Origin of the sequence: Streptomyces sp. Je 1-369, assembly GCF_026810505.1 — a bacterium.
Taxonomy (GTDB): domain Bacteria; phylum Actinomycetota; class Actinomycetes; order Streptomycetales; family Streptomycetaceae; genus Streptomyces.
The window spans coordinates 8,230,228-8,257,030 of sequence record NZ_CP101750.1 but is presented as its reverse complement, the minus strand read 5'-3'; the positions used below and the strand labels follow the sequence as shown (position 1 = coordinate 8,257,030).

Genomic DNA, 26,803 nt, shown 5'->3' with positions numbered 1-26,803 from the left:
GGGACCCTGCCATGCCCGGCGACCGGCTCATGCGCATCCACAGCCCCGAGTTCAAGGCCATGTCCGAACGGGTCCTCCGGGCCACCGAACTCACGTCCCGCCTGAACGTCCTGCCCTTCGAGGACGAGGAGGGCAAGGCAGCCCTGTTCGAACAGATCCTGGGCAAGCCGCTGCCCCCGAAAGTCACGATCTACCCGCCCTTCTACACGGACCACGGCCTCAACCTGGACCTCGCCGAGCGCGTGTTCATCAACCAGAACTGCACGTTCCTGGATTACGCCGGTATCCGGATCGCCGAGCGCGTGATGATCGCACCCAAGGTCACGTTCATCACCGTCGGCCACCCGGTCGACCCCGAGGAGCGTCGGAGCCGGCTGACCGGCGGGCCCATCGACGTGGCGGAGAACGTGTGGATCGGCGCCGGTGCGACGATCCTTCCAGGCGTCAGCATCGGCCGTGACGCGGTCGTCGCCGCGGGCGCGGTCGTCGCCGACGACGTGCCCCCGGCCACCCTGGTGACCGGAAGCAAGGCGACGGTGCACCGCCAGTGGTGAGGCCGTCGCCGGTCTCGTCCGGACCGCGACACGTCTCTGAAGGCGCAGTCGGTAGCAGGGAAAACGGATCGACAGGCGTGCCTGTGAGGGGCTGGGATGGCTCCGACTGCCCGCCGTGACGAGCGGGCCCGGCACAGGAGTTGTTTTTGACGACCGGACGAACCGCGGGCCTCCGCCCTGCGATCGACGCCACACTGGCCAGACGTCTGGTCGACACGCAGTTCCCGCGGTGGTCCGCACTGCCTCTCGAACTGCTCGAACCGGCGGGCTCGGACCACGTGATCTACCGTCTGGGGGACGACCTTGCGGTCCGGCTGCCCCGCCATGACGGGGCCATCGGGCAGGCCGCGAAGGAGTCCGCCTGGCTCCCCCGGCTCGCACCGCACCTGCCGTTGGCGATCCCGGTCCCGGTCGCGGTGGGCGAGCCGGACTTCGGCTATCCGTGGCCGTGGGCCGTCTCCCGTTGGCTGGACGGCGAGGTGGCGACCACGGAGTCCCTGGGCGACTCGCCCGGGGCCGCCGTCCAACTGGCACAGTTCCTCACCGCCTTGCAGGCGTTCGTACCGGAGGACGTTCCGGTGGCGGGGGCCGCAGGCATCGCGGGCGCCGACAGGGACTTGGCCCACGGGGGCCTGGTCGGCGGGGAGCTGGGCGACCGGGCCCTGGCGGACAGGGGCCTGGGGGCCGAGCACTTGGCCGGTGAACCGCTGGCCGAACGGGACCGCGCGACACGGGCCGCCATCGCGGAGCTCGACGGCGTGTTCGACGCAGCGGCCATGACCGAGCTGTGGGACGCGGCGCTCGACGCACCCGCATGGGGCCGCCCGCCGGTCTGGTTCCACGGCGACTTCCACACCGGCAACCTGCTGACCGTCGACGGCCGCCTGAGCGCGGTCATCGACTTCGGCGGCCTCGGCATCGGCGACCCGGCCTGCGACCTGACCATCGCCTACACCCTGATGTCCGCGAGAAGCCGGGCCGCCTTCCGCACCGCGCTCGGCGTCGACGACGCCACGTGGGCCCGCGGCCGCGGCTGGGCGCTGGCCACCGGCCTGAACGCCTACACCACGTACGCCGCCGTCAGCCCCAGGGTCGCCGCGCAGACCTACCGCCAGATCACCGAGGCGCTGATCGGCTGAGCAACTCCCCTGACGTAGGGTCAAGGTCAACCTGGGCCGGGCCGCGTTCAGGCGCCCGGGAGGAAGAGACAGACCAGATGTCCGTGCGGGTCACGGAGGATCCGTACGTCCTTCAGCGGCTGGTGCTCCTCCGGCGTCGCCCCCAGCGCGCAGGCACGCTCGGTCTCCGCCTCCAGGTCGTCGACCTGTACGTCGAGGTGTGCCTGCATCTGCTGCGTACCGGGGCGTTGCGGCCACGTAGGGGGCGTGTGGTCGGGTTCCAGCTGGAAGCTGAGGCCGGGCCGCTCCGATTCCAGCGGTCGCAGACGGACCCACTCCGGGCTTCGCTCGACCTCCTCCCAGCCGAGCAGGGCGCGGTAGAAATCGGCCAGCGCGGGCGGATCGGGCGTACCGAGGACGTAGGCGGCGAGCATCGCAGTCATGCCCCCACACTGTCATGCCCCTTCACACTGCCCCCGCCCCTCGCACCCGCACCATCGGCACCGGCCTCACCCCCACCGACGTCGCCGTACTCGAGAACGGCCGGGCGAAGGCGGTATGGCGCAGGTCACAGGAACTCCGCCGGTGCGGCGGAGAGGGAATGACTGTGAGGGACTCAGAAAACGATCTGCGCGAACGCGTGAGAGCCGGCGAACGTGACGCGTTCGCCGAGCTGTACGACCAGTACGCCCGGCAGGTCTACCAGCATGCGCTGTGGCTCACCGGCGACTGGTCGTCCGCGGAGGACATCATGTCGGAGACATTCCTGGCCGCGTGGCGGGGGCGAGAACGGCTCCACGCGGACGAGGGCTCCCTGCGCCCCTGGCTGCTGGGCATCGCCACGCACAGGGCGGAGAACACCCGGCGCGGCCTGCGCCGCCGCCTGGCGTTCCTGGCCCGCCAGCGACAGCAGACCGTGGTCGCCGACTTCGCCCCCGAGATCGCCGGACGCATCGACGACGCGCGCCGACTGCGCGCCGTACAGGCCGCGTTGGGCAGGCTGAAGCGGCACGAACGGGAAGTCCTGACGCTGTGCGTGTGGTCGGGTCTCGACTATCAGCAGACGGCCGAGGCGCTCGGCGTCCCCGTCGGCACGGTGCGCTCACGGCTGTCCCGGGCGCGGGCGAAGCTCGCCCGGTTCGCCGACGAGGCGGCCGCGGACGAAAGAACGGTCAGTATCAGGGAACCGCGCATCGCTCGCGGAGAGATGACGGGTGAAGCCGCGCTCGCGGCCCTGCCCGTGCGGGAGGAAACGGCATGAACCACAGGGACACCCCCTCGACCGGGGCCCGGCGTTCGGACGCCGACATCGAGGCGATCGCCCGACTGCTGCCGCCCCCGGCCCACCGGGGCCTCCCGCACGAGCAGCACCTCCACCACAAGGAACGACTGATGCGCACCATCGACCGAGACAAGGCCGACCGGACCGACCGGACCGACCACACCGGCCGGAGCGACCGAACCGACCAGGCCGCCCCCGGCTCCCGCCCCGCCCGCCGCCTGCTGCGCCCCGCCCTCCTCGTACCCGTCACGGCCCTCGCCCTCGGCGGCATCCTCGTCACGGGTGTCGCCCTCACGACCGGAGACGACGCACCGGCCGGCGCGGCGACCGGTCGGCACGACGCACGGAACATGCAGCCCGCGGCGGCGCTCCTCGACCGGATCTCCGACGCCGCGGGCCGGGGCGACGCGCTGCACGTCGAGGACGACCAGTTCGTGTACACCCGGTCCAAGGTCCGCGAGGCCGACCTCACCAGCGGCAAGGCGGTCGTCGGCCCGGTCAGGGACACGGAGTCCTGGGTGTCCCAGGAGCCGGGCCCGTTGCGCAAGCTCGGACTCACCCGCAGCGAGGGCGAGACCCTGCCCATCAACGCCCAACTGGGCGACACCCACGGCACGCCGGAAGGCCTCGGCAGGCCCACGTACCACTGGCTGTCCACCCTGCCCACCGACCCCGAGAAGCTGCTCGACCACCTGTACGCCAAGGTGCCGAAGTCCGACGAGGCGGAGCGCGACCAAGCCGTCTTCGACAGCATCGGCAGCCTCCTCGGCGGAGCGACACCGCCCGACACCGCCGCTGCCCTCTACCGGGCCGCGGCCAGGATTCCCGGCGTCACGAAGGTGCCATCGGCCAAGGACCTCACCGGACGGACCGGCGTCGCCATCGCCCGCGACGACAAGACGTTCGGCGCCCGCACAGAATGGGTCTTCGATCCGCAGGACCTGACGTTCCTCGGGTCGCGGAGCTATCTCTTCCGGGACACCACGTACGGCAAGGCCGGAACGCTCATGTCGGCCGAGGCCGTGATCGACGTCGCGGTGGTCGACAAGGCGGGTCAGGCGCCCGCCACGTCACAGGAGAGCTGAGCGCCACTGTCATGACCCCGGCCCAGGTGGTCGCCGCCCGGCCGGGGTCAAGACACGGGCTTGTACTTCACCGGCAGGCCGGTGTCCTCCTTGTCGCGGTAGTGCGCGTAGAAGGTGGCGCGGCCGACGGGCCCCGGAACTCACGGCCGAGCCAGGCCCTGCCGATCTCCAGGCGGCGTGCGGTTTCCACCATGTTGCAGAAGCTTCTGCCGCCCGCCGCACGGCCGCTGCGCTTGTCCGTGATGTGGAAGGCGACGCGTCGTCCCGACAGGTGTTCGCGGAGCAGGCCCTCGAGGTACGTGTCGAAGTCCGCGTCGGTTTCGACCCTGTCGACGGTGTAGCGCCGGGATCCGGCGCCGCACATCTGCTCAGCGCGAGGCGAGCCGCTCCAGCAGCGCCGCGCTGCGCTCCAGCAACGCCCGCTCCTCGTCCGTGAGTTCGTCCTCGATGGCCTGCGCGAGCCAGCCGACCCTGCGGCCGCGCTCCGCTTCGAGTGCCGCCCGGCCCTCGTCCGACAGCTCGACCAGTGACTTGCGGCCGTCCGTGGGGTGCGCCCTGCGCGTGATCAGGTTCTGTTCCATGAGCAGACCCACGGCGCGTGCCATCGACTGGGGGCGTACGCGCTGGTCGGCGGCGAGGTCGCTGGTGGTCATGGCGCCGTCGCGGTCGAGCGCACCGAGGACGGCGACCTGGCCCAGCGGGATGCTGTCCTCGTGCTTGACGCGCCGGGTGAGCTTGCCCATCGCGGTACGCAGTTCGGCGGCGATGGCGGCGGCTTCCGAGGGGCGCGCGGTCGGCGTGGCGGGCGAGGTGGGCATAGGGCACTTTACCGCGCCGGCCTGCGACGTCGCGTATCCGACCTACGCGGGCCCAGTGCTGCGCGGGGGTACTGCCAAGCAAAGCTGTACAGCCAGGCTGAGCAGCCAGACTGAGCAGCATTGCTGTACTGTTCCTTCTCGTCGGGCTCAGCGCCAGCGTTGTCGCAGCCGGGACCCGGCACACGACAACGGGGAGGAACTCCCATGTCCAGCACGGCCATATCCAGCACAGCCACGTCCGGCAAGGCAGCCGGAACCATCGACGCCTCTAGCGCTCCCGTCGCTCCCATCGAGACCGTCACCGGCCGCCGGATCATCGACAGCCGGGGCAACCCCACGGTCGAGGTCGATGTCGTTCTGGCCGACGGGTCCATGGGGCGCGCGGCCGTCCCTTCCGGCGCCTCCACCGGCGCCCGTGAGGCCGTGGAACTGCGCGACGGCGACTCGGCGCGCTGGCACGGCAAGGGCGTCGACCGGGCGGTGGCCCACGTCAACGGAGAGATCGCGGCCTCCGTGCGCGGCCGGGACGCGGCGGACCAGGCGGGGCTCGACGCCGCGCTCGTCGCCCTCGACGGCACCCCGACCAAGTCCCGGCTCGGCGCCAACGCGGTACTCGGCGTCTCCCTCGCCACCGCGAAGGCCGCCGCGGCGGCCCACCGCCAGCCCCTCTACCGCTACCTCGGCGGCGCCGACGCCCACCTCCTGCCGCTGCCGATGATGAACATCGTCAACGGCGGTGCGCACGCCGACAATCCGCTGGACTTCCAGGAGTTCATGATCGCTCCCGTGGGCGCGGACACCTTCGCCGAAGCGGTCCGCATGGGCAGCGAGGTCTTCCACACCCTGCGCCGTGACCTGCTGGCCGCCGGGCACTCCACCGGCGTCGGCGACGAGGGCGGCTTCGCGCCCGCGCTGCGCACCGCCGAGGAAGCGCTCGACTTCGTGATGGCCGCCATCGAGCGCACGGGCTACCGCCCCGGTACGGACATCGCCCTGCTCATGGACCCCGCGTCGTCGGAGTTCTTCCACGACGGGGTGTACGACTACGCGGGTGAGGGTGTTCGCCGTACGCCGTCCGAGAACGTCGACTACCTGGCCGGACTCATCGACGCCTACCCGATCGTCTCCATCGAGGACCCGATGGCGGAGGACGACCTGGACGGCTGGCGGGAACTGACCGCCCGCGTCGGCGACCGCTGCCAGCTCACCGGCGACGACGTGTTCTGCACCGACGAGACGCTGCTGCGCGAGGGTATCCGCACCGGCGTCGGCAACTCGATCCTGGTCAAGGTCAATCAGATCGGCACCCTGACCGAGGCCCTGGCCGCGGTCGCCACGGCCCAGCGGGCGGGCTGGACGGCCGTCATGTCCCACCGCTCGGGCGAGACGGAGGACACGACCATCGCGGACCTGGCGGTGGCGACCGGCTGCGGCCAGATCAAGACCGGCTCGCTCTCCCGCTCCGACCGCACCGCCAAGTACAACCAACTCATCCGGATCGAGGAGGAGTTGGGCGACTCGGCGCGGTACGCGGGCGGTTCTGTGCTGCGTCGGGTGTGAGGGGCAGCGCCGAGAGGGGACGGTGGACGACAGTCGTGCGGGCCGCCGGTCAGGAGCCGTGACCCGCACGGGTTGTGGAGCGTGCGGTCAGCTCGCCAGCGCGGCGCGCAGCGCCTTCTTGTCGACCTTGCCGACCTTCGTCGTCGGGAGCCGGTCGAGCAGGACCGTCTTCCGGGGCGTGTACAGGTCTCCCAGCTCGGCGGTCACCGCCGCGCCGACCGCGTCGGGGTCGACGTCGGCGCCTTCCGCCGTGGCGAGGAAGATCTGTACGGCCTCGCCGTACTCGTCGTCCGGTACGCCCAGCGCAGCCGCGTTGCGCACGCCGGGCAGCGTGAGCAGGAAGTCCTCGAGGACCCGCGAGTAGACGTTGTCGCTGGTGCTGCCGGTGACGATGATGTCCTTGGCCCGGTCGACGAGGTAGAGGTAGCCCTCCGCGTCGAGGTAGCCCATGTCCCCGGTGCGCAGCCAGCCGTCGCGCAGTGCCTCCGCGGTGCGCTCCGGGTCCTCGTAGTAGCCGAGCATCACCGTCTCGCCCCGCACGCACACCTCGCCGACCTGCCGGACGGCCAGCGCCGCGGCGCTGTCCTCACCGCGGATCTCGATCTCGGTGTCGGTGATGGCGCGACCGCAGCTGCGCCAGAGCTCGGGGCGCCGGGCCCCCTCCGACGCGAGGTCCTCCGCGCCGAACGCGGCGATGCCGAGGGCCTCCGACTGCCCGTAACCCTGGCTGAGCACGGGCCCGAAGACCTCGACGGCCTGCTGCAGCCGGCTGGGCGACGTCGCCGCGCCGCCGACGACGACGCGCCGGAGGTCGGGGAGGGCTCCCGGTACGCACTCCGGGTGGTCGAGGAGCGCGTACAGCATGGGCGGTACGAACATCGTGGCCGTGATGCGCTCCTCGCGCAGCACCGTGAGCGCCGCACCCGCCTCAAACTCGGGGAGTACGACGAGGGGTGCCCCCGTCACCAGCGCCTGGAGCGATATGAGGTGCCCGCTGCCGTGGGTGAGCAGCGTGGAGACGAGCACGCGGTCGGCGGCCGGGGCCATGGGCAGGAAGAGGGTGGGGCCGGCGTCCTGCTGGGTGTCGTCGACCAGGCCCACCAGCGCGTCGTACAGCCGGTGGCTGTGCGCGGCGAGCTTGGGGCGGCCGAGGGTACCGCCGGTGTAGAGGACGGTGACGGCCTCGTCCGGCGCCGGGGCGGGGATGCCTTCGGGGCGTACCGCCGGGCACTCGGCCGCCAGGGCCAGGAGGTCCGTGCACTGCTCCGCGCAGGGCCCGAGGCTGAGCAGCGCGGGGGCGTGAACGCTGCGGCCCGCCGCGTCGGCGGCCCGCTCCGCGAAGAGCGGGTCGGTGACGACGGCGCGCGCCCGGGACTGCTCGACCAGCGCGGCGAGCTCGCCGGGCCCCGGCTCGGGCGGCAGGAAGACGACGCGGCAGCCGATGAGATGCACGGCGAGCTGCACCAGTACGGAGTCCACGCGATTGGCCAGGAACAGTCCCACCCCGTCGCCGGGCTCCAGCCCCTGCCGACGCAGCGCCTGCCCCAGACCGAACAGCCGCTGCCGAGCCTCTCTCCTGGTCAGCCGCTGCTCACCCTGGACGAGCGCTTCGGCGCTGTCGTCCGTGTGCCAGTGCTCCAGGATGCGGTCCACGTATGTACGCGACTCGGTTGTTTGCTGTGCGTTGACGATCATGGACATATGCAAACATGCGACGCGAGGGCCCGGGCGGCGCAGGGGGCGGGTTCGGCCGGAAACAGGCGGAGTATTATGCCCCGCTTTAGGGATATTGGCGGTTCGCTGCGCGCCACCAGGACAGTACGGGATGGCCCGCAGGGCAGGGAACGCTGCCCCTCCGGCCCTTGCCCTGAAGGCCATCCAGGCCGTGTGCGAGCGCGATCCGCCACCCCTTGCCCATGTATGGGCCATGGAAGTGGTGGTTCATGTCGCGGACACCTCGCACCCCTTGCGTCGAGTGGTGCGCATGTAGTGCGCTGATCCCCATGGGGAAGAGAAGCATGGCCGCAATGACCGCCGCCCTTGTCGCGGGGTCCCTTCTGACAGGCGTATCGGGTACGAGCGCGAGTGCGGGCACCACTGATGGTGCGGATGCGCGGTCGACCGGCTCGGGCCGGGTGCCCGGAGTCGACCTCGACACCGTGACCATCCCGGAATTACAGGCACGCATGGCAAAGGGTTCGCTGACCTCGTCGGCACTGACCCGGGCGTACCTGCGGCGGATCGAGAAGGTCGATCCGAAGATCCACGCCGTGCTGCGCACCAGTCCGACGGCGCTGCGCGAGGCGGCCGCGAGTGACGCGCGGCACCGGCACGGCAAGACCCTCGGGCCGCTGGACGGTATCCCCGTCCTGCTCAAGGACAACGTGAACACCCGGGACATGCCGACCACCGCCGGGTCGCTCGCGCTCGCCGGAAGCCCGCCCGGCACCGACGCCGCGCTCGTGACCCGGCTGCGCGAGGCGGGCGCGGTGATCCTCGGCAAGACGAACCTGTCGGAGTGGGCCAACTTCCGTGCGGCGAAGCCGACGTCGGGTTGGTCGGCGGTGGGCGGCCAGACCAACAACCCCTACGTCCTCGACCGCAATCCGTGCGGATCGTCGTCCGGCTCCGCGGCCGCGCTCGCCGCGTCGCTGGCGCAGGTGGCGATCGGCACCGAGACGGACGGCTCCATCGTGTGCCCGGCCGGCATGAACGGCGTCGTCGGCCACAAGCCCAGCCTCGGCGTGGTCAGCCAGTCGGGCGTCGTCCCGATCTCCGCCGAGCAGGACACCGCGGGGCCCATGGCACGCAACGTGACCGACACCGCGCTCACGCTGTCCGCACTGAGTGAGGACAAGGGCGCGTACGGCGACGCCGCCCCCGGCAGCCTCCGCGGCAAGCGGATCGGCCTGTGGCGCCTGCCCTCGCTCGGGGCCGACGTCGACGCGCTGATGACACGTACGGCCAAGAAGCTGCGCAAGGCAGGAGCCGTGGTCGTCGAGGTGACGCCCCCGTACCAGGCGCGTCTCGCGGAGCTCGAATTCCCGGCGCTGCTCAGCGAGTTCCACCGGGACATCGACGCGTACCTCGCGACGCGCGAGGGCCCGCGGAACCTCGCGGAGCTGATCGAGTTCAACCGCACCCACCCCCAGGAGCAGAGCTGCTTCGCGGGCCAGGAACTGTTCGAGCAGGCGCTCGCCGCGCCGCCCACGACGGACCCCAAGTACCGTGCGATGCGGGCCGAGTTGAAGGACCTCTCCCAGCGCTCCCTGGACGAGACCCTGTCCACCCACCACCTTGACGCCATCGCCGCACCCACGAACCCGCCCGCCTGGACGACGGACTGCGCACGCGGCGACAACGACGTCATCCCCTCCTCCACCCCCGCGGCCGTCGCCGGATACCCGTCCCTCTCGGTGCCCGCCGGATCCGTGGGCGAACTCCCCGTCGGCCTGCTCCTGATGTCCGGCAACCACCAGGACGCGAAGCTGCTGTCGCTGGGAGCGTCGGTGGAAGACCAGCTCAAGGCGTGGCGAGCACCGCGCTATCTGCCGACGGCGGGGGACGGTACGGACAAGTGAACACCGCGCGCTTTTACGCCAGTTGCCGCACTCGCTGACGGCCACTCAGAGGACACCCAGGCCGCGGGCGTGCAGCACGGCCTGGGTGCGGTCCCGCAGGCCGAGGCGCGCGAGGATGCGGGAGACGTGGTTCTTCACCGCGCCCTCGCCGAGGTCGAGTTGTCGTTTATCGATATGCTCCGCTAGCCTGCGGCATATCGATAAACGATAGGAAGGCTTGCCATGGACACGCGACTCACGAGGACGCTGGCCTCCGTCACCTTCGCGCTGGCGGCGCTCTGCGGGCTCGCCTTCGCCGGTACGGCGGTCACACACATGCTCGACGACGGAGCCGTCTGCGTGGAGACGGACTTCTGGCGCAACGCCTCGTTGGCGTCGGAGGACCCGCTGCCCATCAGCAAGGGCGTGCAGGCCTCAAGCAGTGCCGCCCGCCTCTGTCAGGACGGCCCGTCCGTCGCGCAGCGCGCCGCCGACCTCGGGAGCGAACTGCCGTGGCTGCTGTTCGGCGCCTTGGCGCTGTTGCTCTTCTCCCGGCTGCTCAGGACCGTCCTCGGGACAGGGCCGTTCACCGACGCCGCGGCGCGGCGGCTCTCCGCCCTCGGATGGTTCGTCACGGTCGGCACGCCCGTCGCCGGGCTCGTCGTCGGCTGGTCGCAGTCCTGGCTCGCCGGGAGCATGGCGCCGGTCGCGGGTTCGGAACCGACGGTCGTCGGGCCGCAGGCGCTCATCCTCGCCGGTCTCGCCGCGGTGATCATGGGAAAGATCATGCGCGAGGGCGTTCGTATGCGGGAGGATCTCGAAGGGACCGTCTGAGGCCCGATCCCGAGCCCGAAGAGACCAGCTGATGCCCGAAGAGGAACTGCACTCGATCCGGATCCACCTCGACCGGCTTCTGGCCGAGCGCGGCATGACCCTCACCGAACTGTCGGAGAAGGTCGGGATCACCGTCGTCAACCTGTCCGTGCTCAAGAACGGGCGGGCCAAGGCCGTACGTTTCTCGACCCTGTCGCGCATCTGCGACGTCCTCCGCTGTCAGCCGGGCGACTTGATCACACACGACCCCGGAGACGGCGCGGGAGAGCAGGGCTGAGTCGGCTCATCGGAGACGGGCGGCGGACGTCGGTTCCACAGCTCGTTCGTCACGAAGTGCAGGACGTTGACCGTGACGACGGCAGGCGCGACGATCGCCACCGTGCGCGGGAACGCGGGCTGCAGGGACAGCGCGAGAACGACCGCCGTCACACCGTTCTGCTGGCCGAGCGCCAGGGACACCCGGTCGTAGCGGTCCAGGTTCCGGGCGATCAGCCACCCGACGATCATCTGGGCGACGAAAGCGGCCGCCCCCAAGGCGATCCCGGGCCCCGGCTCGACCCCGTCGACCAGCAGCAGTCCGAGAGCGACCAGCGCCAGGTAGTACGCCGTGGCCAGCGCCCGGCCGAGCACCGGCGCCAGTACGGGCGGCCGGTAGAACAGGCCGACGAGGGCCACGCCGAGCATCAGGCCGTACGCGGTGGCCGCGGCGAGGGCGCAGGCCAGCACCAGCAGGCAGGCGGCGGTACGCAGCAGACCGTGCCACCCGCCCGCCACGCCCCTCCGCGGTCGCAACACGTACCAGGCCAGCGCGGAGACCACGACCAGGGCCACGTTCCCCAGCATCGTCAAGGCGTACGCGTCCGGCGTGACGGGCAGCGCGGAGGAGTCCGCCCCGCCGTCCAGCGCGCTCAGCGCCACCGGCGCCAGATAGGCCGTGAGCAGCACGGTGACCGGGTCGTCGAAGGACGACCAGACCGAGAGCACCGTCTTGCCGCGCTCCGACATGCGGCTGCGCGAGCGCAGGGCCGCCACCGAGAGCGGGTCGATCTGGGCGACCGCGACCGCCAGGATGAGGTACGCCGGTTCGCCGACCGCGAGCCACAGCACCGGCACGATCAGCGCGGCCTTGGCGAGCACGCCGACGGTGACGGCAAGGAGCAGCGTGCGCAGGTCGCCGCGGGCCTCGGCGACGTCGATGCCGGAGGTCGAGCCGTACAGTCCGACGGCGAGCAGCAGCGACACGATCACCGGGTAGGCCGCGGAGTCGGTCAGGAGGCCGGTCCCCGTGACGGCGGAGAGCGCCCAGCCGAGACCGAGCACGGCGAGCATGATCCACAGGTGGTACGCCGCTCTCAGCGTCCTTGCCATGACCCACTCCCGTCCGGCCGGCTGCCTACGGCGAAGAGCATCCCAGCTGTGGGGCGTGCCGGGACCGGATGCCCGGGAGTTCAGCGGTTTCCGTCCGGTTCCGCACCCCGTTCCGCGCCCGTCGCCGACACCAGGTGCACCAGATCGTTCATCCGGCGGTCGGCGCGCGCCACTTGGCTCTGGTCGAGGGTGACGCCCAGCAGGAAGTGGTCCTCGGGACGGTCGACGTAGAAGAGGGCTCCCTCCTCGACGTCGAGGACGACCCGCGAGAGGCGGCCCGGCATCACGGCGCGCAGGGACTGGTTGAGGCGTGCCACGACGTAGTGCAGGCGCTCGCCGAGTTCCGTGTAGCGCGTGCGCCGTTCGTCGCGGGTGAGGCTGCCGCCGAAGAAGCGGGACAGCTGCGGGTCGTTGAAGACGTCGGCGCTGAGCCGGCCGGTGCCCGGTGCGTCGTATCCGGCGTAGTGCAGGGCGTCGGGGGAGACCGACGCGACGCAGTGGTCGAGCAGTTCGGGTTCCGTCGTCCCCCAGTCTCCGTCCACGACCCGGTGGGGCTCCTTCGCCACTGCGAGAGGCGTCCGCTCGACGACCGGCAGCGACGATTCCGAATCGAAGCTGCCCGGATTCATCGAGGGCAGCCCGATCTCGCGGCGGAACGCCCCCACCAGTTCGGCCATGGCCCGGTCGCCCGCGTCCACCGTGTCGGCGCCCAGCGAGACGCCGGTGAGGCAGTCGTCCGCGCGGAAGTAGTAGTGGAAGACGGCGCCGTCACCGACCTGGAGCACGCTGCGGATGAGTTTGCCGCTGTCGACCGAACGCAGCACGTGGTCCATCCGGCCGAGGACGTAGTGGAGTTGGCGTCCCAGGCGTACGAACCGTTCACGCCTGGTGTCCTGTTCCTTGCCGCCGGGTCCGCCGAACCCGCCGCCCTGCGCCTCGGGCAGCCGGTCCAGGATGTCCGCCGAGTAGCCGAAGACACCCCAGCGGTACTGGGCCACATGGTGGAGTCCGGTCTCGCTCAGCGCGTTCGCGCAGAGGTCGATGAACACGTCGCTGTCGTCGGTCACATGCGACGCGCGGCGCACCTCCGGCGGCGCCCCGGTACCGGTCACAGTCCTGTCATCGCTCATCTCGCCCCCATGGCCCCGTCGTTGAGAACGTCCGGCCACCGCGCCAGCATCTGCTCGCACAGCGCACGGACCAGCGGACTGCCGGGGCCCGGCAGCCGCCCCAGGGCGATCGTGGCCGCGCCGCCCCGGTCGTACGGCAGTCGCATCAGTGCGGGAGTGGCCTCCGTGGCCGCGGACGCCCCGGGCCGCGTGCCGCTCGGGTCGTTGCACACCCGGCCGAGGACCTTCTCGCGCAGGCCGCGCTCCGTCAGCCACGTCATGAGTTCGGCGGTCTCCGCGTCGCTCGCCGGCCCCGCCCCGCCGATCAGGACGATGTGCTGGACCTGGCGGCACACTTCGAGCGTGACCGGGGTGCGGACGACGCCGCAGTCGACGATCAGGCAGCCCTGAAGGTCCATCAGCCGCTCGACCGCGGCGCCGACGGTGTCCTGGAGCGTCCCGTTGGTCGGCAGGTGTTCGCCCGGCTTGTCGCCGGGGCCGAGGGGGAAGACGGCCATGTCCTGGCGGCGGGCGTCTCCGGTGTGCGCGTGGCGCAGGTAGCCGTGCACGGAGCGGTTGGCCAGCTCGATGGGGTCCGCGGCGAAACCGATGAGGCCGTCGGTCCCGGCCTCGGAGGTGGCGTTCCAGTACCGGGTCAGTTCGGTGAGGCCGCCGCCGTCGGTGTCGGCGTCCATCAGGACCACCGTCTGCCCGACGCGGCCCACCGCGTCGTCGACGATCAGGCCGGCCGCGGCCGTCAGCAGCGTCGCGCCGCAGCCGCGGGCCGTGGAGAGCACCGCCACCGCGTGCGGGACGCCGATCGACCCCGTCCACGGATACGCCATCGGGTCCTCCTCGTTCCGTTCCGTGCTGTCGCTCACAGCTGCGGTACTTCTCAGATCTTCGGTACGTCCAGTTCGATGCTGATCCGGTTGTCCGGACTCGCGTGGCCCCCCGCGTCCGCCCGCAGCCCCAGGTGCGCGGCGACGGTCAGGGTGAGGGGGTGGTCGGGGCCGAACTTCTCGCGCAGACCCCGGTGCGTCACCTCGTCGAGTTCCCGCGCCGCCCTCGAATCGCCCGCGAAGACGAGCATGTTGGCGTGGCACAGGGCCGCGGTCAGGATCAGCGGATGGTGCGGATCCACGTAGAGGATCTCCTTGAGGCCTCGCAGGCCCCGCTCGCTGAGTTCGGCGGCGGTCTCATCCTCCGCGTCGCGCAGCACCAGGGCGAGGTTCACCTCGCAGATCCGGGTGAAGAGATGGCCCTCGCCCCACTCGCGGAAAGCCGCGAGGTTCTCCTCGGCCAGCGCCCGCGCCCCGTGGGGTCCGTCGATCCGGCCCAGGACCCGCAGGTCGGCCGCGAGTCCCACGCCCGAGACCAGCGCCTCGGGGTGCCGCGGGCCGCCGTACACCACGAAGGCGTCCCTCGCCCGAGCGTTGAGCATGCGGGCGGAGTCCGCCTTCGCCTTGCGGGTCTGCGAGGACAGCCCCGGGGCGAGCGTGGCGATGTGCCGCAGGGTCGAGGCCAGCGAGCAGGCCGCGAGGAGCGTCGTCATGTGCGCCCAGCCGAGCTCCTCGTTCGTCTGGGTGAGCCGGTAGATCTCCTGGAGCCGGGTCAGCGAGTCCTCGTACCGGCCGATCTCACGCAGCCGGCTGGCCACGTGCACGGAGCTGCGCAGGGTCAGCTCGTGCTGCTCGCCGAGGACCCGCATCCGCTGCCCGTGCACCTCCTGGTGCTGCTCCAGCGAGTCGTTCGGCAGGCCGACCATGTCCAGGGAGAGTCCGAGGTTGCTGCCCGCCATGAGGGTGAAGTGGTTCTCCGGCCCGTACTTGGAGCACAGGATGTCCCGGGTGGACTGGTCCTCGGCGAGTGCGTCCTGGGGACGGCCGAGGGCCCGCAGCTCACCGCCCCGCCCGAGCGCGCTGCGCAACGTGAACTCGCCGTCCAGGTCCTGGAGCCTGCGCAGTTCCTCCAGCGCGGCGCCGTTGATCCGGTTGGCCTCCGGGTACCGTCCGGCGTCGGTGTGGATGTTGGCCAGTTCCACGCGCAGGCGCAGGAGAAGGAGGAGGCGCTCGTCGTCGCCGGTCGACCCGGCGGTCCAGGCCTGCTCGAGCCGCTGGGCCAGAGTGAACGCGCTCTCCAGGCACTGGGTGCGGCGCCGGTAGCGCACCTGGTTGACCAGCCAGCGGCGGACCTCGGGGTTGTCGTCCAGGACGGCGCCCGAGGACTCCACGTGGAGGTCGAGCTCCGCGTAGCGCGGGTACATGTCCTGGTCGTCGACCCGGTCGTCCGGGGGCGCGTAGGCGGCGAGGACGCGACGGACGCCTGCGGCGATCTCCGCGGCCTCCGCCGGTTCCAGCTCCCTGAGCTGCGCCGCGAGGATCATCCGGGACGCCGTGAGCCGCTTGCCGTCCTGGCCGCGGCGCGCCTGGGACCTGGTGAGCAGCCCGCGGGCCGCGAAGCCGAGCTGATGGCGGCCCTCCGCGCCCTCGGGCAGCCCGAGGAACTCCAGGGCGGCCGATGACTCGAGGAGGTCCCAGCTCGCGCCCTCCGGTGACAGCGCCGTCAGCATCCGCAGCAGGTCGAGGGCGGCCGGGCGCTCCTTGCCCAGGTCCTCGACGACGCTCTGCCAGACCGCGGAGGAGAACTCCAGGCCGACGGCCTGCCGGTTGCCGACGTTCTGCACGAACTCGGCCACCGCGGCCTCCGGCGGACGTGCGGTGCTCCGCAGGTAGGCGGCCATCTGATCGAGGAGCTGCGGCAGCGTCTCCCCGAGACCCACCAGCCGCTCGGCGAGTTCGGGGGTCAGCTGGGGTGCCTTGCGCCGCAGGTACCGTACGGCCTCCTCGGGGGACGGCGGCTCGATGCAGATGGGGTGGGCCAGTGTGTCCCAGTCCGGGTTCTCCGACGTGATGAGCACGTGCACCTGGTTGCTGTTGAAGAGCAGGCTCTCGATCTCGTCGGGGTGGCGGGCGTCCTCGTAGACGAGGAGCAGCCGCTCGGGCCCGCCGTGCCGGCCTTCGAGGAGTTCGCGCAGGGCGTCCACGGCCCGGGGCGACGAGCGCCGCGACGCGCCCAACTGGGCGCTGAGGAGCACCAGTTCGCGTACGACGTTCTCGGAGCTGTCGGCCGTCATCCACCACACGATGTCGTAGTCGGCGCGGAACCGGCTGAGGTACTCCAGTGCGTAGGTCCGCTTGCCCACTCCGGGCGGGCCGTGCAGCACGACGGGTTTCCTCGCGGCCTGGCCGGGCGGCAGCGCGTTCCGCACCTCTTGCAGGCAGTCCTCGCGGCCCAGGAACTCGCCCTGGCGCAGCGGTGGGACGTGGGAGATCTGGGGGTGCCTGCCGGGGAAGCGCGGGCCGCTCCCCGACCGGTCCGCCCACGGGACGCCGCGGCGGTCGCCGGGGATGAAGTGCGACAGGAGGGCGTTGCGTGCCGGTCCCTCCTCCAGCGTGTGGAGCCTGGGGCCCGGCCGGTCGCGGAACGGCGGATGCACCTCGACGTCCTCGAGCCAGGCCACGTCGACCCTCCGGCGGCCGATGAGCCCGTCCGGATTCAGGTGTGCCGTCAGACCGGTGAGGCGGGGGGAGCCGACCATGACGGACGACATCAGGACCAGGTAGGTGACCGTCGTGTCGCCGCGGGCGGCCCGCTCGCCGGATCCGCGGTCGAACTCGCACATGATTCCGTTCGCGAAGAGTTCGGCACGGATCCAATCCGCCCACCTGCGCTCCTGCGGCTCGAACACGAGCCGTACGACGCGGGAGGCAGCGGGCACCTCGGCGAACGCCTCGGCGTAGTCGTCGCGGACGCGGGCCGCGACGGGGGCGAAGCGCAGGTCGGCGTCGCCGCTGATCTCCCGGCCGAGGCGTTCGTAGGCCTGCTTCTGGAGCGAGGGTTCGTAGTTCTGCAGGGCGAAGGGGATGAGGACTTCCTCGTACGCGACGCTGGGCAGGTGGCCCACCTCGACCTCGCGCCAGAACTGCTCCTCGCTGGTGAGCAGGATCGGGCTGGCCGCGCCCATGAACTGGTCCCTGGCCCGGGACCGGCGGCGCTCGGCCTGCTCCGGATGGGAGCGGTCCACGCGCATCGGGACCGGCAGGACCCTGATCCGTCCCCCGGACTGCTCCCTGACCTGCCGGGCTACGGCGGCGGACCCCTCGATGGACTGGTTGCTGAAGTTGAAGCCGACGACGACCACGTCGGGCAGGAGCAGCGTGCACAGGCTGGCGTTGTCCGAGTGGCCGGTGCGGCTGTCGATGAGCACGTAGTCGTAGTCGTCGGCGCGCAGGCTCTCCCTGAGCGCCTCGGCGAAGAGCCGTCCGCTCTGCTCCTGGTAGAACCGGGCCCAGTCGAAGGTCGCGACGCGCCTGCCGTAGAGCCCGTCCTGGCAGCCCGGTCCGAGGAAGTCGATCCGGCCGGTGGGGCGCGAGAAGCGGTAGGAGAGCGAGTCGGTGTGCATGCCCACCTGTGTGTGCCGCTCCAGGAGCTCCGCCAGTCTGGTCTCCTTCTCGGCGTCGGGGAGGTCCTCGGCCGCCAGCGCCTCGACGGCGCGGCCGTAGTCCTGGACCATCTCCACCACGCCGGTGGATTCGGTCAGTTCGGGGTTCCGCAGGAAGGGGCGCAGATAGCGGTGGAGCCCGGGTGACTCCAGGTCCCAGTCGATGACGAGGACGCGACGGCCCGCGTCGGCCAGCAGCCAGGCGACGTTGGCCAGCGCCATCGTCCGACCGACTCCGCCTTTGTACGAGTAGAAGGTGACGACGGTCGCCTGGTTTCCACCACGTACGGAACCGGACGGCTCGGCACTGCTCATCGATGTCGCTCCAGCGTGGGTGCGTCAGCTGTGAGGCCCCCGGAGGATGGGCCGCTCGTCGCTCTCCGGAGCGGAGAACCAGGAACGGTGAGGGGCTGCCTCCCACCATGCCTCGGCAGGGCGGGACGGTGGTGCGGCGTGCGTTGGCTGCCACGGTACCCGCACCGGAGCGAACTGCCTATCTAGGAATTTCCTGCCCGAGAGCGGAATTCTCGGCATTCCCGAAACGCCTGGGGAAACAGTGAAGTACAGGTCTTCGGGCGTCATGACGGGAGGCGAGTGACGGGCCCCGGTGACGATTCGTTCGACCACGGCCCGCAGCACCTTCAGATACCCGCCGCGGGCCTGTGGTGCCCCTACGAGTCCTCCCAGGCCGGATCGTGTGTAGTCGCCGACCGGCACGGCCAGGGTGTCGGGTTCCTTGCGCGGCGGCAGCCCTTGGGTGCTCCACGGCACGAGGACGAGGGCGGGCGACCGCTCGCCGGTCTGGTGCTGCCCCCACAGCAGCCGTCGGCGGAACACCTCCAGGTCGCGGACGGTGCGCGGCTCCTTGTAGTAGCGCTCGGTGAGCAGGACGAGCAGCGTGCGGCAGCGCATGGCGGGCGTCCAGTCCTGGCCTTCCGCCGTCGCGTGGCCGCGGCAGGGTTCCGAGAGGAGGCCCGAGTGGCCGGGTCCTGGGCCGAGGCGGCGGTGCATCTCGGTCTGGACGTCGGTGTGGAACTCCCGCAGCCAGGGGTCCGAGGGGACCGGCAGGGCGTGGCTGATGTAGTAGTAGGGAGCGTCTGGACTGCGGTGCGCGGTCATGCGCTCCACCCCTCTCGGTCAAGGTGCGTGCGCAACGTGCTGACGCCGTGCGTGAGCCGCTCCCGTACGTGGTCGATGAGGAACCGGAGGTCGGCGCAGAAGCACGACGGGTTGTCGAAGCCGTTCTCGGGGCGGTGGCGGTGGGCGCGGAGCCCGCCTCCGCAGATGTCGACGACCGGGCAGGACCGGCACTGTGCGCAGAGCCCGGTGAGGCCGGCGCGCTCGGCGGCGAAGCCGGGGTCGGCGGCCGCGCGGTCGAAGTCGTGGGCCCCGATGTGGAGTACGGAGCGGGCGGCCCGCGCGCTCACGGTCTTGAGGATGTCGTTGTACTCGATGAGCCCGGACGGCTGGATCACCACGACGTCCGAGCCGTAGGGGCCCCACATCTCGCTGGTGCTCGTGCCGCCCAGGTGCAGGTCGAGCAGCGAGTCGAAGAGCCGCAGCGAGGTCTCTCGCCGCGGGGCGTCGAACCAGCGGTCGAACACGGCGGCCAGCCATCGCCCGTAGGCCGCCTCGGCCGCGTCCGGGGGCCGGGGTGGCGGGAACTGCCAGGTGGCGTGCGGGAGCAGCAGGTCGATGGTGGGCGGCTCGTGTTCGAGGAGTGCCTCGTACGTCTCCACTGGGTCGGCCTCGATGTCCACGACGCAGAGCAGTCCGCCGTACAGCTGCCGGTAGCGCGGGGTGCGGAGCAGGGACAGGGCGCGGGCCACTTCGGTGTACGTGCCGCGGCCTGCCCGGTCGGGCCGTCTCCGGTCGTGTGAGCGGGCGGTGCCGTCGACGCTGACGCCGACCGTGACGTCGTAGCGGCGGAAGATCTCCAGGAAGGTCCGGTCGATACGGGAGGCGTTCGTCTGGACGAGCAGTTCGACCCGGGTGGCGAGGTCCTTGCAGTCGGCGCGCAGGCGGCGGGCGAAGCGCTCCAGGATCACGGGTCCGGCCAGCAGGGGTTCGCCTCCGTGCAGGACCACCTGGGCCCGTTCCGGGGCGTGCCTGCTCAGGTGTTCGGTGATTCTGCCGGAGAGCCGTCTCATCACGGCGGGGCCCATGACCAGGGGCTGCTCGGTCCAGCCGCGGTCGCGGTGCTCGTACACGTAGCAGTCGGGGCAGCCGAAGTTGCAGCGGCTGTAGAGCTTCACCACGAACTGGGTGAACGTCGCCGCCGGTCCGTCGGGGGGCGGTGTGGCGCGGGGTGCGGTCTCACACCGCACTTTCCCACCTCGGCCGCTCGGGTCCCGCGGTTCGGCCGGCGTTGCGCAGCAGGGCCTCGACGAGGGCGCTGCGGGGGAGCCGGCTCAGGGTGAGGGCGTCGGGCGGGCCGTGCGGTGCGTGGTCCGCGGATAACGCGACGCCGTGTGCCGTGTGCTGTGCCGCGTCATGTGCCATAACGCAGGCTCCCCCCGACTGCTCGGCTCCGCGACGCGCGGAGGCCGCCCAACATGCCACGGTCGAACGAAAGTGCCTCTGCGGGGAATCGTGCGGCTGCTGCTACAGTCCGGGGCTCGTGCATCCTCGGACCGGTCGTCCCCCCGCTCGTGAATGCGTCGGTGCGCTCACCGAGCGCTCCCACCAGATGCCTGTGAGTATATCGGCCGGGGCCAAGTAAGCCTATCCTCTGGGGTATTGAGGGAGTATGAACCGGCCTCGGAGGAGCCGCCGCTGACCGACCGGCCATCCGTTCTCACCGAGTCTGCGCGAATGTCCATCACGCCGGACCGTTGGCGGAAGTTTGTGAGGGGCGCGTGGATCCAGCCGCTTTCTTCTATACGAGTTGTGTACGTGCTGATGGCTGGCGTGCGCTGACGCGTTTCCACGCCGATCTGGAGTACCGGCTGCGAATCCAGGAAGGGTTCGGCGTCAGCGGCGTACTGGGCGCGGTGGCGGAGCCCGAGTCGGCCCGTGAGGGCGACGTGACCAGGGCCGGAGTCATGATCGTGCTGTACTCCCCCCGATATTTCACCGACCGCGGCGCGGGACTCGAATGGGCGGTCTTCGACGCCCGGATGCGCCACCACGAGGACATCCGGGGTGTGCCGGCGCGCGGCTGCCTGGTCCCGCTGTGCTGGAAGCCGGTCGCCGACGACCAGGTTCCGGCGGGCGTACGCACATCGGTGGAGGGGCCCGGAGCCTTCGACTGGCTGCGGCAGTACGGACTGGAGTCCCTGGCGGCCTCGCACGGGGCGGAGAACGAAGTACGGTATTACGCGCTCCTCGAACAGTTGGCCAAAACCGTTGCCGAGGCGGGGCGTACGGAACTGGAACGACTGGACCTGGCCGATGCCCAGGAGCTGGACCCGGCGTTCGGCAGCGAGAGCGCGGCGCAGGCCGGGCAGCCCGCCGACGTCGAGGTGCGGAACTGGGCGCGCTGGCCCGAGATCCTCGACGCGGGGACGCTGCAGCGGCGCGTGCCGGGTTCGGTCGCGATCAGTTATGTCGGCGCCGACCAGCCGTGGGCCGACTGGATGTCGGAGGTGCTCGGCCAGCGGGGGCACGATGTCGTGCAGCGCCGCTGGCGGGCCAGCCGCGAGAGTCTCCAGGACGCGGTCGCGCAGGCGCGGGCGGCGGCGGAGCGCATGCTCGTCATCTTCTCGCGCAACTACTTCGCCGCGGGGAACACGAGCCCCACCGAGTGGGCGGACACGTTCGCCAACTCCCCCGGCCGCCCGTCCCAGGCCGTCCTGGTGCAGATCGACGCGGCGCCCCGGCCGCTGCTCGTCCGTGATGCGAACGTCGTCGTCCTCGCGGGCGCGGATCCCGCGGAGGCCGAGCACCTGATCGAGCAGGTGCTCCCCGAGACCCCGCAGCAGTCGGCGGATCGTGGGAGCGGCCGGTGAGCCCGTCACGGCGTCCGCCCCGGGAGCTGCCGCAGATCAACAACCTCCCGCCGCTGCCGGCGCCGTTCGTCGGCAGGGACGAGGAGATCGCGGACGCGCACCGGCTGCTCATGGACCACCGCACCGTGCTCGTGCACGACCCGGAGGACCGTCCGTACGGGTACGGGTCCTCGCAGTTGGCCATTTCCTACGGCCACCTCTACACCCAGCACTACGAACTGATGTGGGTCTTCGACTGCGCCCGTGAACCGGACCCGGCCCGGCTCGCGGGCCGGATGGCGGAGCAGACGGAGCAGCTGCGCGAGGCGTTCGAGCAGGATCTGGGGCGGCCGCTGGACGGTCCCACGGCTGCCGACTGGCTCTACATCTTCGACAACGCGGCGGACCCGGACACCTTGTGGCAGCACTTCCCGCAGGGCAACGCGCGCGTTCTGGTCACCTCGCGCGGGACCGGCGCGTGGAAGCCGGACGCCCGGCTGCTCGTGGGCCCGCTGGCCCGGCCCGACGTGGTCCGGCTCCTCATGGAGAACATGGGTCTCGACAAGCGGCAGGCCGCGCGGCTCGCGGACACCTTCGACGGGCATCCGCATCAGATCGTGCGCGCCGGAGAGGCCGTTCTTTCGGGCAAGGTCACCGTGGAACAGGTCGCCACCGTTACGGAGATAGCCCGCATGGCCCCACCACCGCCCGAACAGCCCAAACCGTCCCCCGCGCTCCCCGCGCAGCACCGGGCCGACGTGCCCGACAGGGCGCGCACCAGCCTGCGGTCCAGCCTGCTGCGTTCGACGGTGTGCAGGGACACCGGCAGCTACCGGCGCTGGATGGAGGCCCTGCGGCTGCGGTCGACGGCGACCGTGCTGCCCGAAGCGGTGTCCGTGGGTGTGGACCTCCTGTCCATGGCGGAGCGCGTCGACCTGCTGCTCGACGCGGTGTTCGAGCAGGAGGATCCCGGGTTCGTGCGGGCGCTGGCCGACACGGTGGCGGAGGCCACCGAGGAGGCGCGGACCGGCCGTCAGATGGCCGACAGCGTGCGAGGGATCGCCGAGGAACTGGCGGGGCGCTGGTCCGGGACCCGGGAGGAGGCACAGACGCAGCCGACGGCGCCTGCCGAGGCGGCCTCCTGCTTCTTCTTCACCAGTTGGCACAACCGGGACGTCGACTTCGAGGAGGCGCTCAGGTTCCACAACCTGCTGGAGAAGCGGGTGACGGCCAAGCTCGGCGGGCGGGTCACGAAGTCCGGCTTCTTCGACAAGATGATGCAGCACGGGGCCACCTGGGAGCCCAAGCTCATCGAGGCGATCCGCACCACGCGGCTGATGGTCCCCCTGATCACGGAGGGGTACTTCCAGCGCGACTGGTGCCGGCGCGAGTGGGCCGTCATGGTGCAGCGCATGGCGAACCTCAACGCCGTCCCCGGCCAGGAGCCCATCGCCATCCTGCCCGTGTTCTGGGTCAGGCCGCTCGGGGACTGGGAGATGCCGGCCGACTTCGTGCCGTACCAGTACGCGGTGCATTCGGAAGGCAGGCCGCAGTACGGCGGGGACGTGTACGACCTGGTCGCGGACAACAAGGAGACGGAGCTCAACAACTACGTCTCCACGCTCGCCCAGTCGATGGTCGCCGAGTCCAGGACCCACCTGCCCCACCTCGACAGGGACCTGGTGAAGCGGCTCCCCCTGGCATTCCGCGACGTCAACGACCGCGCCGTCTGAGGAACACGTCACCCCTCACGCCTATCGTTCGCCTCATGGCTGCCGAACACCACGACCCCGACTGCGTCTTCTGCGAGGTCGACGCGGGAACCCGACCGGCCCGTGTCGTCGACGGAACCACGGACACCCTGACCTTCCTCCCCCTCACCCCGGTCCACCCGGGACACGTCCTCGTCGCGCCCCGCCGCCACGTCGCGGACATCTGGGACCTCGACGAGGCGACGGCGGCGGCCGTGGGGACGGCGGTGCTCAGGGCCGCACACGCGGTCCGGGCGGTTCACCGCCCCGAGGGGCTGAACGTCATCCAGTCGTCCGGTGCGGTCGCCACCCAGTCCGTGTTCCACCTCCACGTCCACGTCGTACCGCGCTACGCGGGCGACCGGATGCCCCGGCTGTGGCCCGAGCCCATCGAGACGGACGCGGCCCGCCTCGACGACTCGGTGCGGCGCCTGCGTGCGGCACTGGACACACCGCACGTACGCCCCTCACAACACGAATAGCAGCGCGAACGCCTGGGCCAGGGTGAGGCCTCCGTAGAACCCGGCCACGGTGAAGGAACCGGCGGCCTTCAGCACGCCCGCCTTCTCCCTGCCCGGCGCCACGTCCATGGCGAACGGTTCGATCGCGTTCGTCGCGGAGTTGCTGCGCACGCGCTCGTAGAGACGTCGGAACAGCCGCTCCTGGTAGAGGAAGTAGCCGTCCAGGGCCCAGAAGGCGAGCACCGGCACGAAGCCGACCAGTGCGATGGCGCTCTTGTCGTTGCCGACGGCGTAGGCGAGCAGGGCGCCTGTGACCGTCAGCGACCACCCCTTGATGAGGAAGGAGTTGTTGCCCATCCGGGTCACGATCGTCTGGATCAACTCCAGATGCCGCATCCGGCCTTCGTCCAGCCCCGCCGACATGTGTCCCCCCGACAACTCGTCTTCCACGGATCTTAGTCAGTGCGCGCTGTCGGAGGGGAGGCGTGCTGCTCACCCGGCTCTGCCCGGACCCCATAGACTCAGGAACAGACCCACATCCCGGTTTTGAACACCAAGGTTTTCCTCAGGATCGACGGGGGCGTCGGAATGACCCGAAAGGCACCGGTTTCCTATGCGGAGCATTCGTCGCGGTCCGAGGCGCGGGCTCGTGCGCCCATGGTCGGACGCGGCATCGACCTGCTGAACCTCTCCCTGCAACTCAGGCAGCACAGAGCCAGGTTGTTGACCCTCACCGGTCCCGACGGCGTCGGCAAGACCCGGCTCGCCGAGGCCGCGGTGGCCGACGCCGCGCTGCCCGTCGTGCACCATGTGGACGCGCACGGCATGGAGGGCCCTCAAGCGCTGGCCGCGGCGAGGGACATCCACCCGGTGTCGGGCGAGGCCTGGCTGGTCCTCGACGGGTTCGAGCTGTCGGGGGACACCGCGCCCGCCGCGGTCGAGGCGTTCCTCGACGAGCGGCCCCTGCTGCGGATCCTGGCCACCGGCCGCGGGCCGCTGCGGGTCCTCGGCGAGCAGGTGTTTCCCGTGCAGCCGCTGTCCGCGCCGGCACCTCCCTACCGGCAAGAGGTGTCGGAGCTCCACGAGTACCCCGCGGTGACGCTCTTCGTCGAGCGGGCCAGGAGGATCGTCCCCTCCTTCGCCCTGACCGCGTACAACGCCCGGTCCGTCGCCGAGATCTGTGCCCGCCTAAACGGCATCCCGCTCGCCGTCGAACTCGCCGCCAACCGGCTGCACCTGCTGGACCTCGACGCACTCCTGGCCCGGCTGCGGGAAGGCAGGCCGGTCCTCGGCGGGTCGCACCCCGCGCGCTCGCCGCAGCACCGCTCCATCAGCGCGATCTCGCAGCACATCAACCGTCCGCTCGACGGGCATCAGCGCGAGCTGCTCGCCCGCCTTTCGGTGGCGGTCGGCGGTGTGCGCCTCACCACGGTCGGGGAGCTCTGGGAGCTGCCCGTCGACCGGGCGCGGCAGGCCGCCGACGCCCTCGTCGCCCATGAGCTGTTGCGCGTGGACACCGCCGGCTCCGAGAGCCGGTACTCCGCGTACGACATCGTCCGGGAGTGCGGTCTGGCCCGGCTCGCCGCGGCCGGCACCCTGGTCGGCGCCCGCGATCGGCACGCCGAGCTGTTCCTGGCGGAGGCGCTGCGGGCAGAACCTCATCTGGCGGGGCCGCGGCAGCACGAATGGCTGAACCTGCTGGAGTCGGACCACGACAACCTCCAGGCCGCCCTCACCCAACTCGCCGCGCGGGGGCGGCAGTACGACGCGGCCCTGGCCGCACTCGCCCTGCGCCGTTACTGGTTGACGCGGGGTCACCTCGCCGCCGGGGAGCGATGGCTGACGGACGCCGCGGCCGTGTTCCTCAACGCCGCCGGACAGCGGCACCTCACCGCGCGGGCCGAGGCGGCGCGCGGCGCGCTGGCCATGGCCACCGGGGACAGCCTCCTCGCGTCGGACTGCTTCCGGCGGGCCGCCATCGCCTACGCGGAGTGCGGCCGGCGCCACCAGGAGCTGACCGCCCTCGCCCAACTGGCCGCGGCGCGGCCCGGCACGGCAGCGGGCGACTCCCGCGTCCTCGCGGACCACGTACTCAAGACCGCGCGGACCTCCCCCGCGCCCGAGGAGGCCGGGGAGGCGGCGCTCGCGCTCGCCGCGCGGGTACGCCGGACCGACGTCAAACTGGCCTCGGACCTCCTCGACGCGGCGGAGAGCGTGTACGCGCGAGCACCGGACGTACGCGGCCAGGGCCTGGTCCTCATGCAGCGCGCCGATCTGAGCATCGCGCGCGGCGATCAGGAGGTGGCCGAGAGCCTTCTCCACGAAGGCCTGCTCCGGCTCCAGGCCGTCGGGGAGTGCACCATGCTGCCCCGGGCCCTGGAAGCCCGCGCCCATCTGCTGTGGCAGCGTCTGCCGGACCAGGGCCCGCGGGTCGCCCGGATACTCGCCGCCGCGGCGGCCATCCGGGAGGCGACCGGAGCGAACCCGCTGCCGGCCACGGCCCTGCCCACCGCCGCGGCCGCACGGGAACTGCACACGTCCTTCTCCACTCCGGAGTACGAGGCCGTACGGCGGGAGGGGCGGGCCCTGACTCCGTGGGCCGCGGCCCAAGAAGCGCTGGCCTGCCCCCTGTCCGCCAGGCCCGCGCCGTCGGCGGCGCCCCGCTCCGCGCGTCTTTCGACCCGTCAGTACGAGGTGGCTCTGCTCGTCAGCAACGGGTTGACCAACCGGCAGATCGCCAGTCGGCTCGACCTGTCGGAGTGGACCGTGGTGAACCACGTACGACACATCATGCGCCGACTGGACGTGCCGTCCCGTGTCCACATCGCCCAGTGGGTGGCGCAGCGGCAGACGCGATAGCGGACGGGAGA

Annotated in this window: 23 protein-coding genes; 12 read left to right on the top strand and 11 right to left on the bottom strand. The window is 71.4% G+C overall.

The window, feature by feature from the left end; translation table 11 throughout:
- Positions 1-11 precede the first annotated feature (11 nt).
- Together NOO62_RS36460 and NOO62_RS36455 are read left to right on the top strand one after the other, a co-directional pair.
- Positions 12-554: a DapH/DapD/GlmU-related protein gene (locus NOO62_RS36460; protein WP_268775070.1), complete on the top strand. Its 543-nt coding sequence runs from the start codon at positions 12-14 to the stop codon at positions 552-554.
- Between the two features lie 146 nt (positions 555-700).
- Positions 701-1,693 carry an aminoglycoside phosphotransferase family protein gene (locus tag NOO62_RS36455; RefSeq protein WP_268775069.1) on the top strand — a complete coding sequence of 331 codons (993 nt, stop codon included), beginning with the start codon at positions 701-703 and terminating at the stop codon, positions 1,691-1,693.
- 47 nt (positions 1,694-1,740) lie between these two features.
- On the opposite strand, the gene NOO62_RS36450 is transcribed toward NOO62_RS36455, so the two are convergent.
- Complete coding sequence (locus NOO62_RS36450; RefSeq protein WP_268775068.1) at positions 1,741-2,115, bottom strand: VOC family protein; 375 nt, start codon at positions 2,113-2,115, stop codon at positions 1,741-1,743.
- Positions 2,116-2,300: 185 nt separating this feature from the next.
- On the opposite strand from NOO62_RS36450, the gene NOO62_RS36445 reads away from it, so the two are divergent.
- Together NOO62_RS36445 and NOO62_RS36440 are read left to right on the top strand one after the other, a co-directional pair.
- Positions 2,301-2,933 carry an RNA polymerase sigma factor gene (locus NOO62_RS36445; RefSeq protein WP_268775943.1) on the top strand — a complete coding sequence of 211 codons (633 nt, stop codon included), beginning with the start codon at positions 2,301-2,303 and terminating at the stop codon, positions 2,931-2,933.
- Positions 2,930-4,039 (top strand): CU044_5270 family protein, encoded by a 1,110-nt coding sequence (locus tag NOO62_RS36440; protein WP_268775067.1) that lies wholly within the window; start codon positions 2,930-2,932, stop codon positions 4,037-4,039. Before NOO62_RS36445 ends, NOO62_RS36440 begins: the two co-directional genes overlap by 4 nt.
- Positions 4,040-4,106: 67 nt before the next feature.
- Here NOO62_RS36440 and NOO62_RS36435 read toward each other — a convergent pair whose 3' ends face one another.
- Positions 4,107-4,403 (bottom strand): hypothetical protein, encoded by a 297-nt coding sequence (locus tag NOO62_RS36435; RefSeq protein ID WP_268775066.1) that lies wholly within the window; start codon positions 4,401-4,403, stop codon positions 4,107-4,109.
- Positions 4,404-4,407: 4 nt separating this feature from the next.
- On the bottom strand, positions 4,408-4,857 hold the full coding sequence (locus NOO62_RS36430) for a MarR family winged helix-turn-helix transcriptional regulator (RefSeq protein WP_268775065.1): 450 nt from the start codon (positions 4,855-4,857) through the stop codon (positions 4,408-4,410).
- Positions 4,858-5,061: 204 nt separating this feature from the next.
- On the opposite strand from NOO62_RS36430, the gene eno reads away from it, so the two are divergent.
- A complete protein-coding gene (gene eno, locus NOO62_RS36425; RefSeq protein ID WP_414930948.1) occupies positions 5,062-6,417 on the top strand; it encodes a phosphopyruvate hydratase in 1,356 nt (451 codons plus the stop codon).
- 87 nt (positions 6,418-6,504) lie between these two features.
- Here eno and NOO62_RS36420 read toward each other — a convergent pair whose 3' ends face one another.
- Entirely contained in the window at positions 6,505-8,112 is a 1,608-nt protein-coding gene (locus NOO62_RS36420) for an AMP-binding protein (protein WP_268775064.1), read from the bottom strand.
- 308 nt (positions 8,113-8,420) lie between these two features.
- On the opposite strand from NOO62_RS36420, the gene NOO62_RS36415 reads away from it, so the two are divergent.
- The 3 genes from NOO62_RS36415 to NOO62_RS36400 all read left to right on the top strand — a co-directional run bounded on the left by NOO62_RS36415 (position 8,421) and on the right by NOO62_RS36400 (position 11,088).
- Positions 8,421-9,998 carry an amidase family protein gene (locus NOO62_RS36415; RefSeq protein WP_268775063.1) on the top strand — a complete coding sequence of 526 codons (1,578 nt, stop codon included), beginning with the start codon at positions 8,421-8,423 and terminating at the stop codon, positions 9,996-9,998.
- Between the two features lie 222 nt (positions 9,999-10,220).
- Positions 10,221-10,811 carry a DUF2975 domain-containing protein gene (locus tag NOO62_RS36405; protein ID WP_268775062.1) on the top strand — a complete coding sequence of 197 codons (591 nt, stop codon included), beginning with the start codon at positions 10,221-10,223 and terminating at the stop codon, positions 10,809-10,811.
- A 31-nt stretch (positions 10,812-10,842) separates the two neighbouring features.
- A complete protein-coding gene (locus NOO62_RS36400; protein WP_268775061.1) occupies positions 10,843-11,088 on the top strand; it encodes a helix-turn-helix domain-containing protein in 246 nt (81 codons plus the stop codon).
- Here the strand turns inward: NOO62_RS36400 and NOO62_RS36395 are convergent.
- The 6 genes from NOO62_RS36395 to NOO62_RS36370 all read right to left on the bottom strand — a co-directional run bounded on the left by NOO62_RS36395 (position 11,031) and on the right by NOO62_RS36370 (position 20,119).
- Positions 11,031-12,179 (bottom strand): hypothetical protein, encoded by a 1,149-nt coding sequence (locus NOO62_RS36395; RefSeq protein WP_268775060.1) that lies wholly within the window; start codon positions 12,177-12,179, stop codon positions 11,031-11,033. The genes NOO62_RS36400 and NOO62_RS36395 overlap by 58 nt on opposite strands.
- A gap of 80 nt (positions 12,180-12,259) precedes the next feature.
- Positions 12,260-13,309: a hypothetical protein gene (locus tag NOO62_RS36390; RefSeq protein WP_268775059.1), complete on the bottom strand. Its 1,050-nt coding sequence runs from the start codon at positions 13,307-13,309 to the stop codon at positions 12,260-12,262.
- Complete coding sequence (locus NOO62_RS36385) at positions 13,306-14,169, bottom strand: hypothetical protein (RefSeq protein ID WP_268775058.1); 864 nt, start codon at positions 14,167-14,169, stop codon at positions 13,306-13,308. Before NOO62_RS36385 ends, NOO62_RS36390 begins: the two co-directional genes overlap by 4 nt.
- Before the next feature lie 14 nt (positions 14,170-14,183).
- A complete protein-coding gene (gene fxsT / locus NOO62_RS36380) occupies positions 14,184-18,107 on the bottom strand; it encodes an FxSxx-COOH system tetratricopeptide repeat protein (RefSeq protein WP_268775057.1) in 3,924 nt (1,307 codons plus the stop codon).
- A gap of 24 nt (positions 18,108-18,131) precedes the next feature.
- The gene (locus tag NOO62_RS36375; protein WP_268775056.1) at positions 18,132-18,911 is read right to left on the bottom strand and encodes a hypothetical protein; all 780 of its coding nucleotides are present in this window, start codon (positions 18,909-18,911) and stop codon (positions 18,132-18,134) included.
- Entirely contained in the window at positions 18,908-20,119 is a 1,212-nt protein-coding gene (locus NOO62_RS36370) for an FxsB family cyclophane-forming radical SAM/SPASM peptide maturase (RefSeq protein WP_268775055.1), read from the bottom strand. Before NOO62_RS36370 ends, NOO62_RS36375 begins: the two co-directional genes overlap by 4 nt.
- Positions 20,120-20,650: 531 nt before the next feature.
- Here NOO62_RS36370 and NOO62_RS36365 point away from each other — a divergent pair.
- Genes NOO62_RS36365 through NOO62_RS36355 form a run of 3 tightly spaced genes read left to right on the top strand, consistent with a single transcriptional unit; the run spans position 20,651 to position 23,954 of the window.
- Complete coding sequence (locus tag NOO62_RS36365) at positions 20,651-21,742, top strand: toll/interleukin-1 receptor domain-containing protein (protein WP_268775054.1); 1,092 nt, start codon at positions 20,651-20,653, stop codon at positions 21,740-21,742.
- Complete coding sequence (locus tag NOO62_RS36360) at positions 21,739-23,454, top strand: hypothetical protein (protein WP_268775053.1); 1,716 nt, start codon at positions 21,739-21,741, stop codon at positions 23,452-23,454. Before NOO62_RS36365 ends, NOO62_RS36360 begins: the two co-directional genes overlap by 4 nt.
- A gap of 35 nt (positions 23,455-23,489) precedes the next feature.
- Positions 23,490-23,954 (top strand): HIT family protein, encoded by a 465-nt coding sequence (locus NOO62_RS36355; protein ID WP_268775052.1) that lies wholly within the window; start codon positions 23,490-23,492, stop codon positions 23,952-23,954.
- On the opposite strand, the gene NOO62_RS36350 is transcribed toward NOO62_RS36355, so the two are convergent.
- Positions 23,940-24,383, bottom strand: coding sequence for a hypothetical protein (locus tag NOO62_RS36350; RefSeq protein ID WP_268775051.1), 444 nt, complete (start codon positions 24,381-24,383; stop codon positions 23,940-23,942). The genes NOO62_RS36355 and NOO62_RS36350 overlap by 15 nt on opposite strands.
- 207 nt (positions 24,384-24,590) lie before the next feature.
- Between NOO62_RS36350 and NOO62_RS36345 the strand changes: the two genes are divergently transcribed.
- Positions 24,591-26,792 (top strand): ATP-binding protein, encoded by a 2,202-nt coding sequence (locus NOO62_RS36345; RefSeq protein ID WP_268775050.1) that lies wholly within the window; start codon positions 24,591-24,593, stop codon positions 26,790-26,792.
- The last annotated feature ends 11 nt before the right edge of the window (positions 26,793-26,803 follow it).

What these genes read in the sequence shown, in the direction of transcription:
- fxsT (WP_268775057.1), bottom strand. Translation starts at nt 18,107, where the DNA reads ATGAGCAGTGCCGAGCCGTCCGGTTCCGTACGTGGTGGAAACCAGGCG.
- NOO62_RS36415 (WP_268775063.1), top strand. Translation starts at nt 8,421, where the DNA reads ATGGGGAAGAGAAGCATGGCCGCAATGACCGCCGCCCTTGTCGCGGGG.
- NOO62_RS36375 (WP_268775056.1), bottom strand. Translation starts at nt 18,911, where the DNA reads ATGACCGCGCACCGCAGTCCAGACGCTCCCTACTACTACATCAGCCAC.
- NOO62_RS36460 (WP_268775070.1), top strand. Translation starts at nt 12, where the DNA reads ATGCCCGGCGACCGGCTCATGCGCATCCACAGCCCCGAGTTCAAGGCC.
- NOO62_RS36355 (WP_268775052.1), top strand. Translation starts at nt 23,490, where the DNA reads ATGGCTGCCGAACACCACGACCCCGACTGCGTCTTCTGCGAGGTCGAC.
- NOO62_RS36450 (WP_268775068.1), bottom strand. Translation starts at nt 2,115, where the DNA reads ATGACTGCGATGCTCGCCGCCTACGTCCTCGGTACGCCCGATCCGCCC.
- NOO62_RS36420 (WP_268775064.1), bottom strand. Translation starts at nt 8,112, where the DNA reads ATGATCGTCAACGCACAGCAAACAACCGAGTCGCGTACATACGTGGAC.
- NOO62_RS36345 (WP_268775050.1), top strand. Translation starts at nt 24,591, where the DNA reads ATGGTCGGACGCGGCATCGACCTGCTGAACCTCTCCCTGCAACTCAGG.
- NOO62_RS36440 (WP_268775067.1), top strand. Translation starts at nt 2,930, where the DNA reads ATGAACCACAGGGACACCCCCTCGACCGGGGCCCGGCGTTCGGACGCC.
- NOO62_RS36430 (WP_268775065.1), bottom strand. Translation starts at nt 4,857, where the DNA reads ATGCCCACCTCGCCCGCCACGCCGACCGCGCGCCCCTCGGAAGCCGCC.
- NOO62_RS36390 (WP_268775059.1), bottom strand. Translation starts at nt 13,309, where the DNA reads ATGAGCGATGACAGGACTGTGACCGGTACCGGGGCGCCGCCGGAGGTG.
- eno (WP_414930948.1), top strand. Translation starts at nt 5,062, where the DNA reads ATGTCCAGCACGGCCATATCCAGCACAGCCACGTCCGGCAAGGCAGCC.
- NOO62_RS36435 (WP_268775066.1), bottom strand. Translation starts at nt 4,403, where the DNA reads ATGTGCGGCGCCGGATCCCGGCGCTACACCGTCGACAGGGTCGAAACC.
- NOO62_RS36395 (WP_268775060.1), bottom strand. Translation starts at nt 12,179, where the DNA reads ATGGCAAGGACGCTGAGAGCGGCGTACCACCTGTGGATCATGCTCGCC.
- NOO62_RS36400 (WP_268775061.1), top strand. Translation starts at nt 10,843, where the DNA reads ATGCCCGAAGAGGAACTGCACTCGATCCGGATCCACCTCGACCGGCTT.
- NOO62_RS36405 (WP_268775062.1), top strand. Translation starts at nt 10,221, where the DNA reads ATGGACACGCGACTCACGAGGACGCTGGCCTCCGTCACCTTCGCGCTG.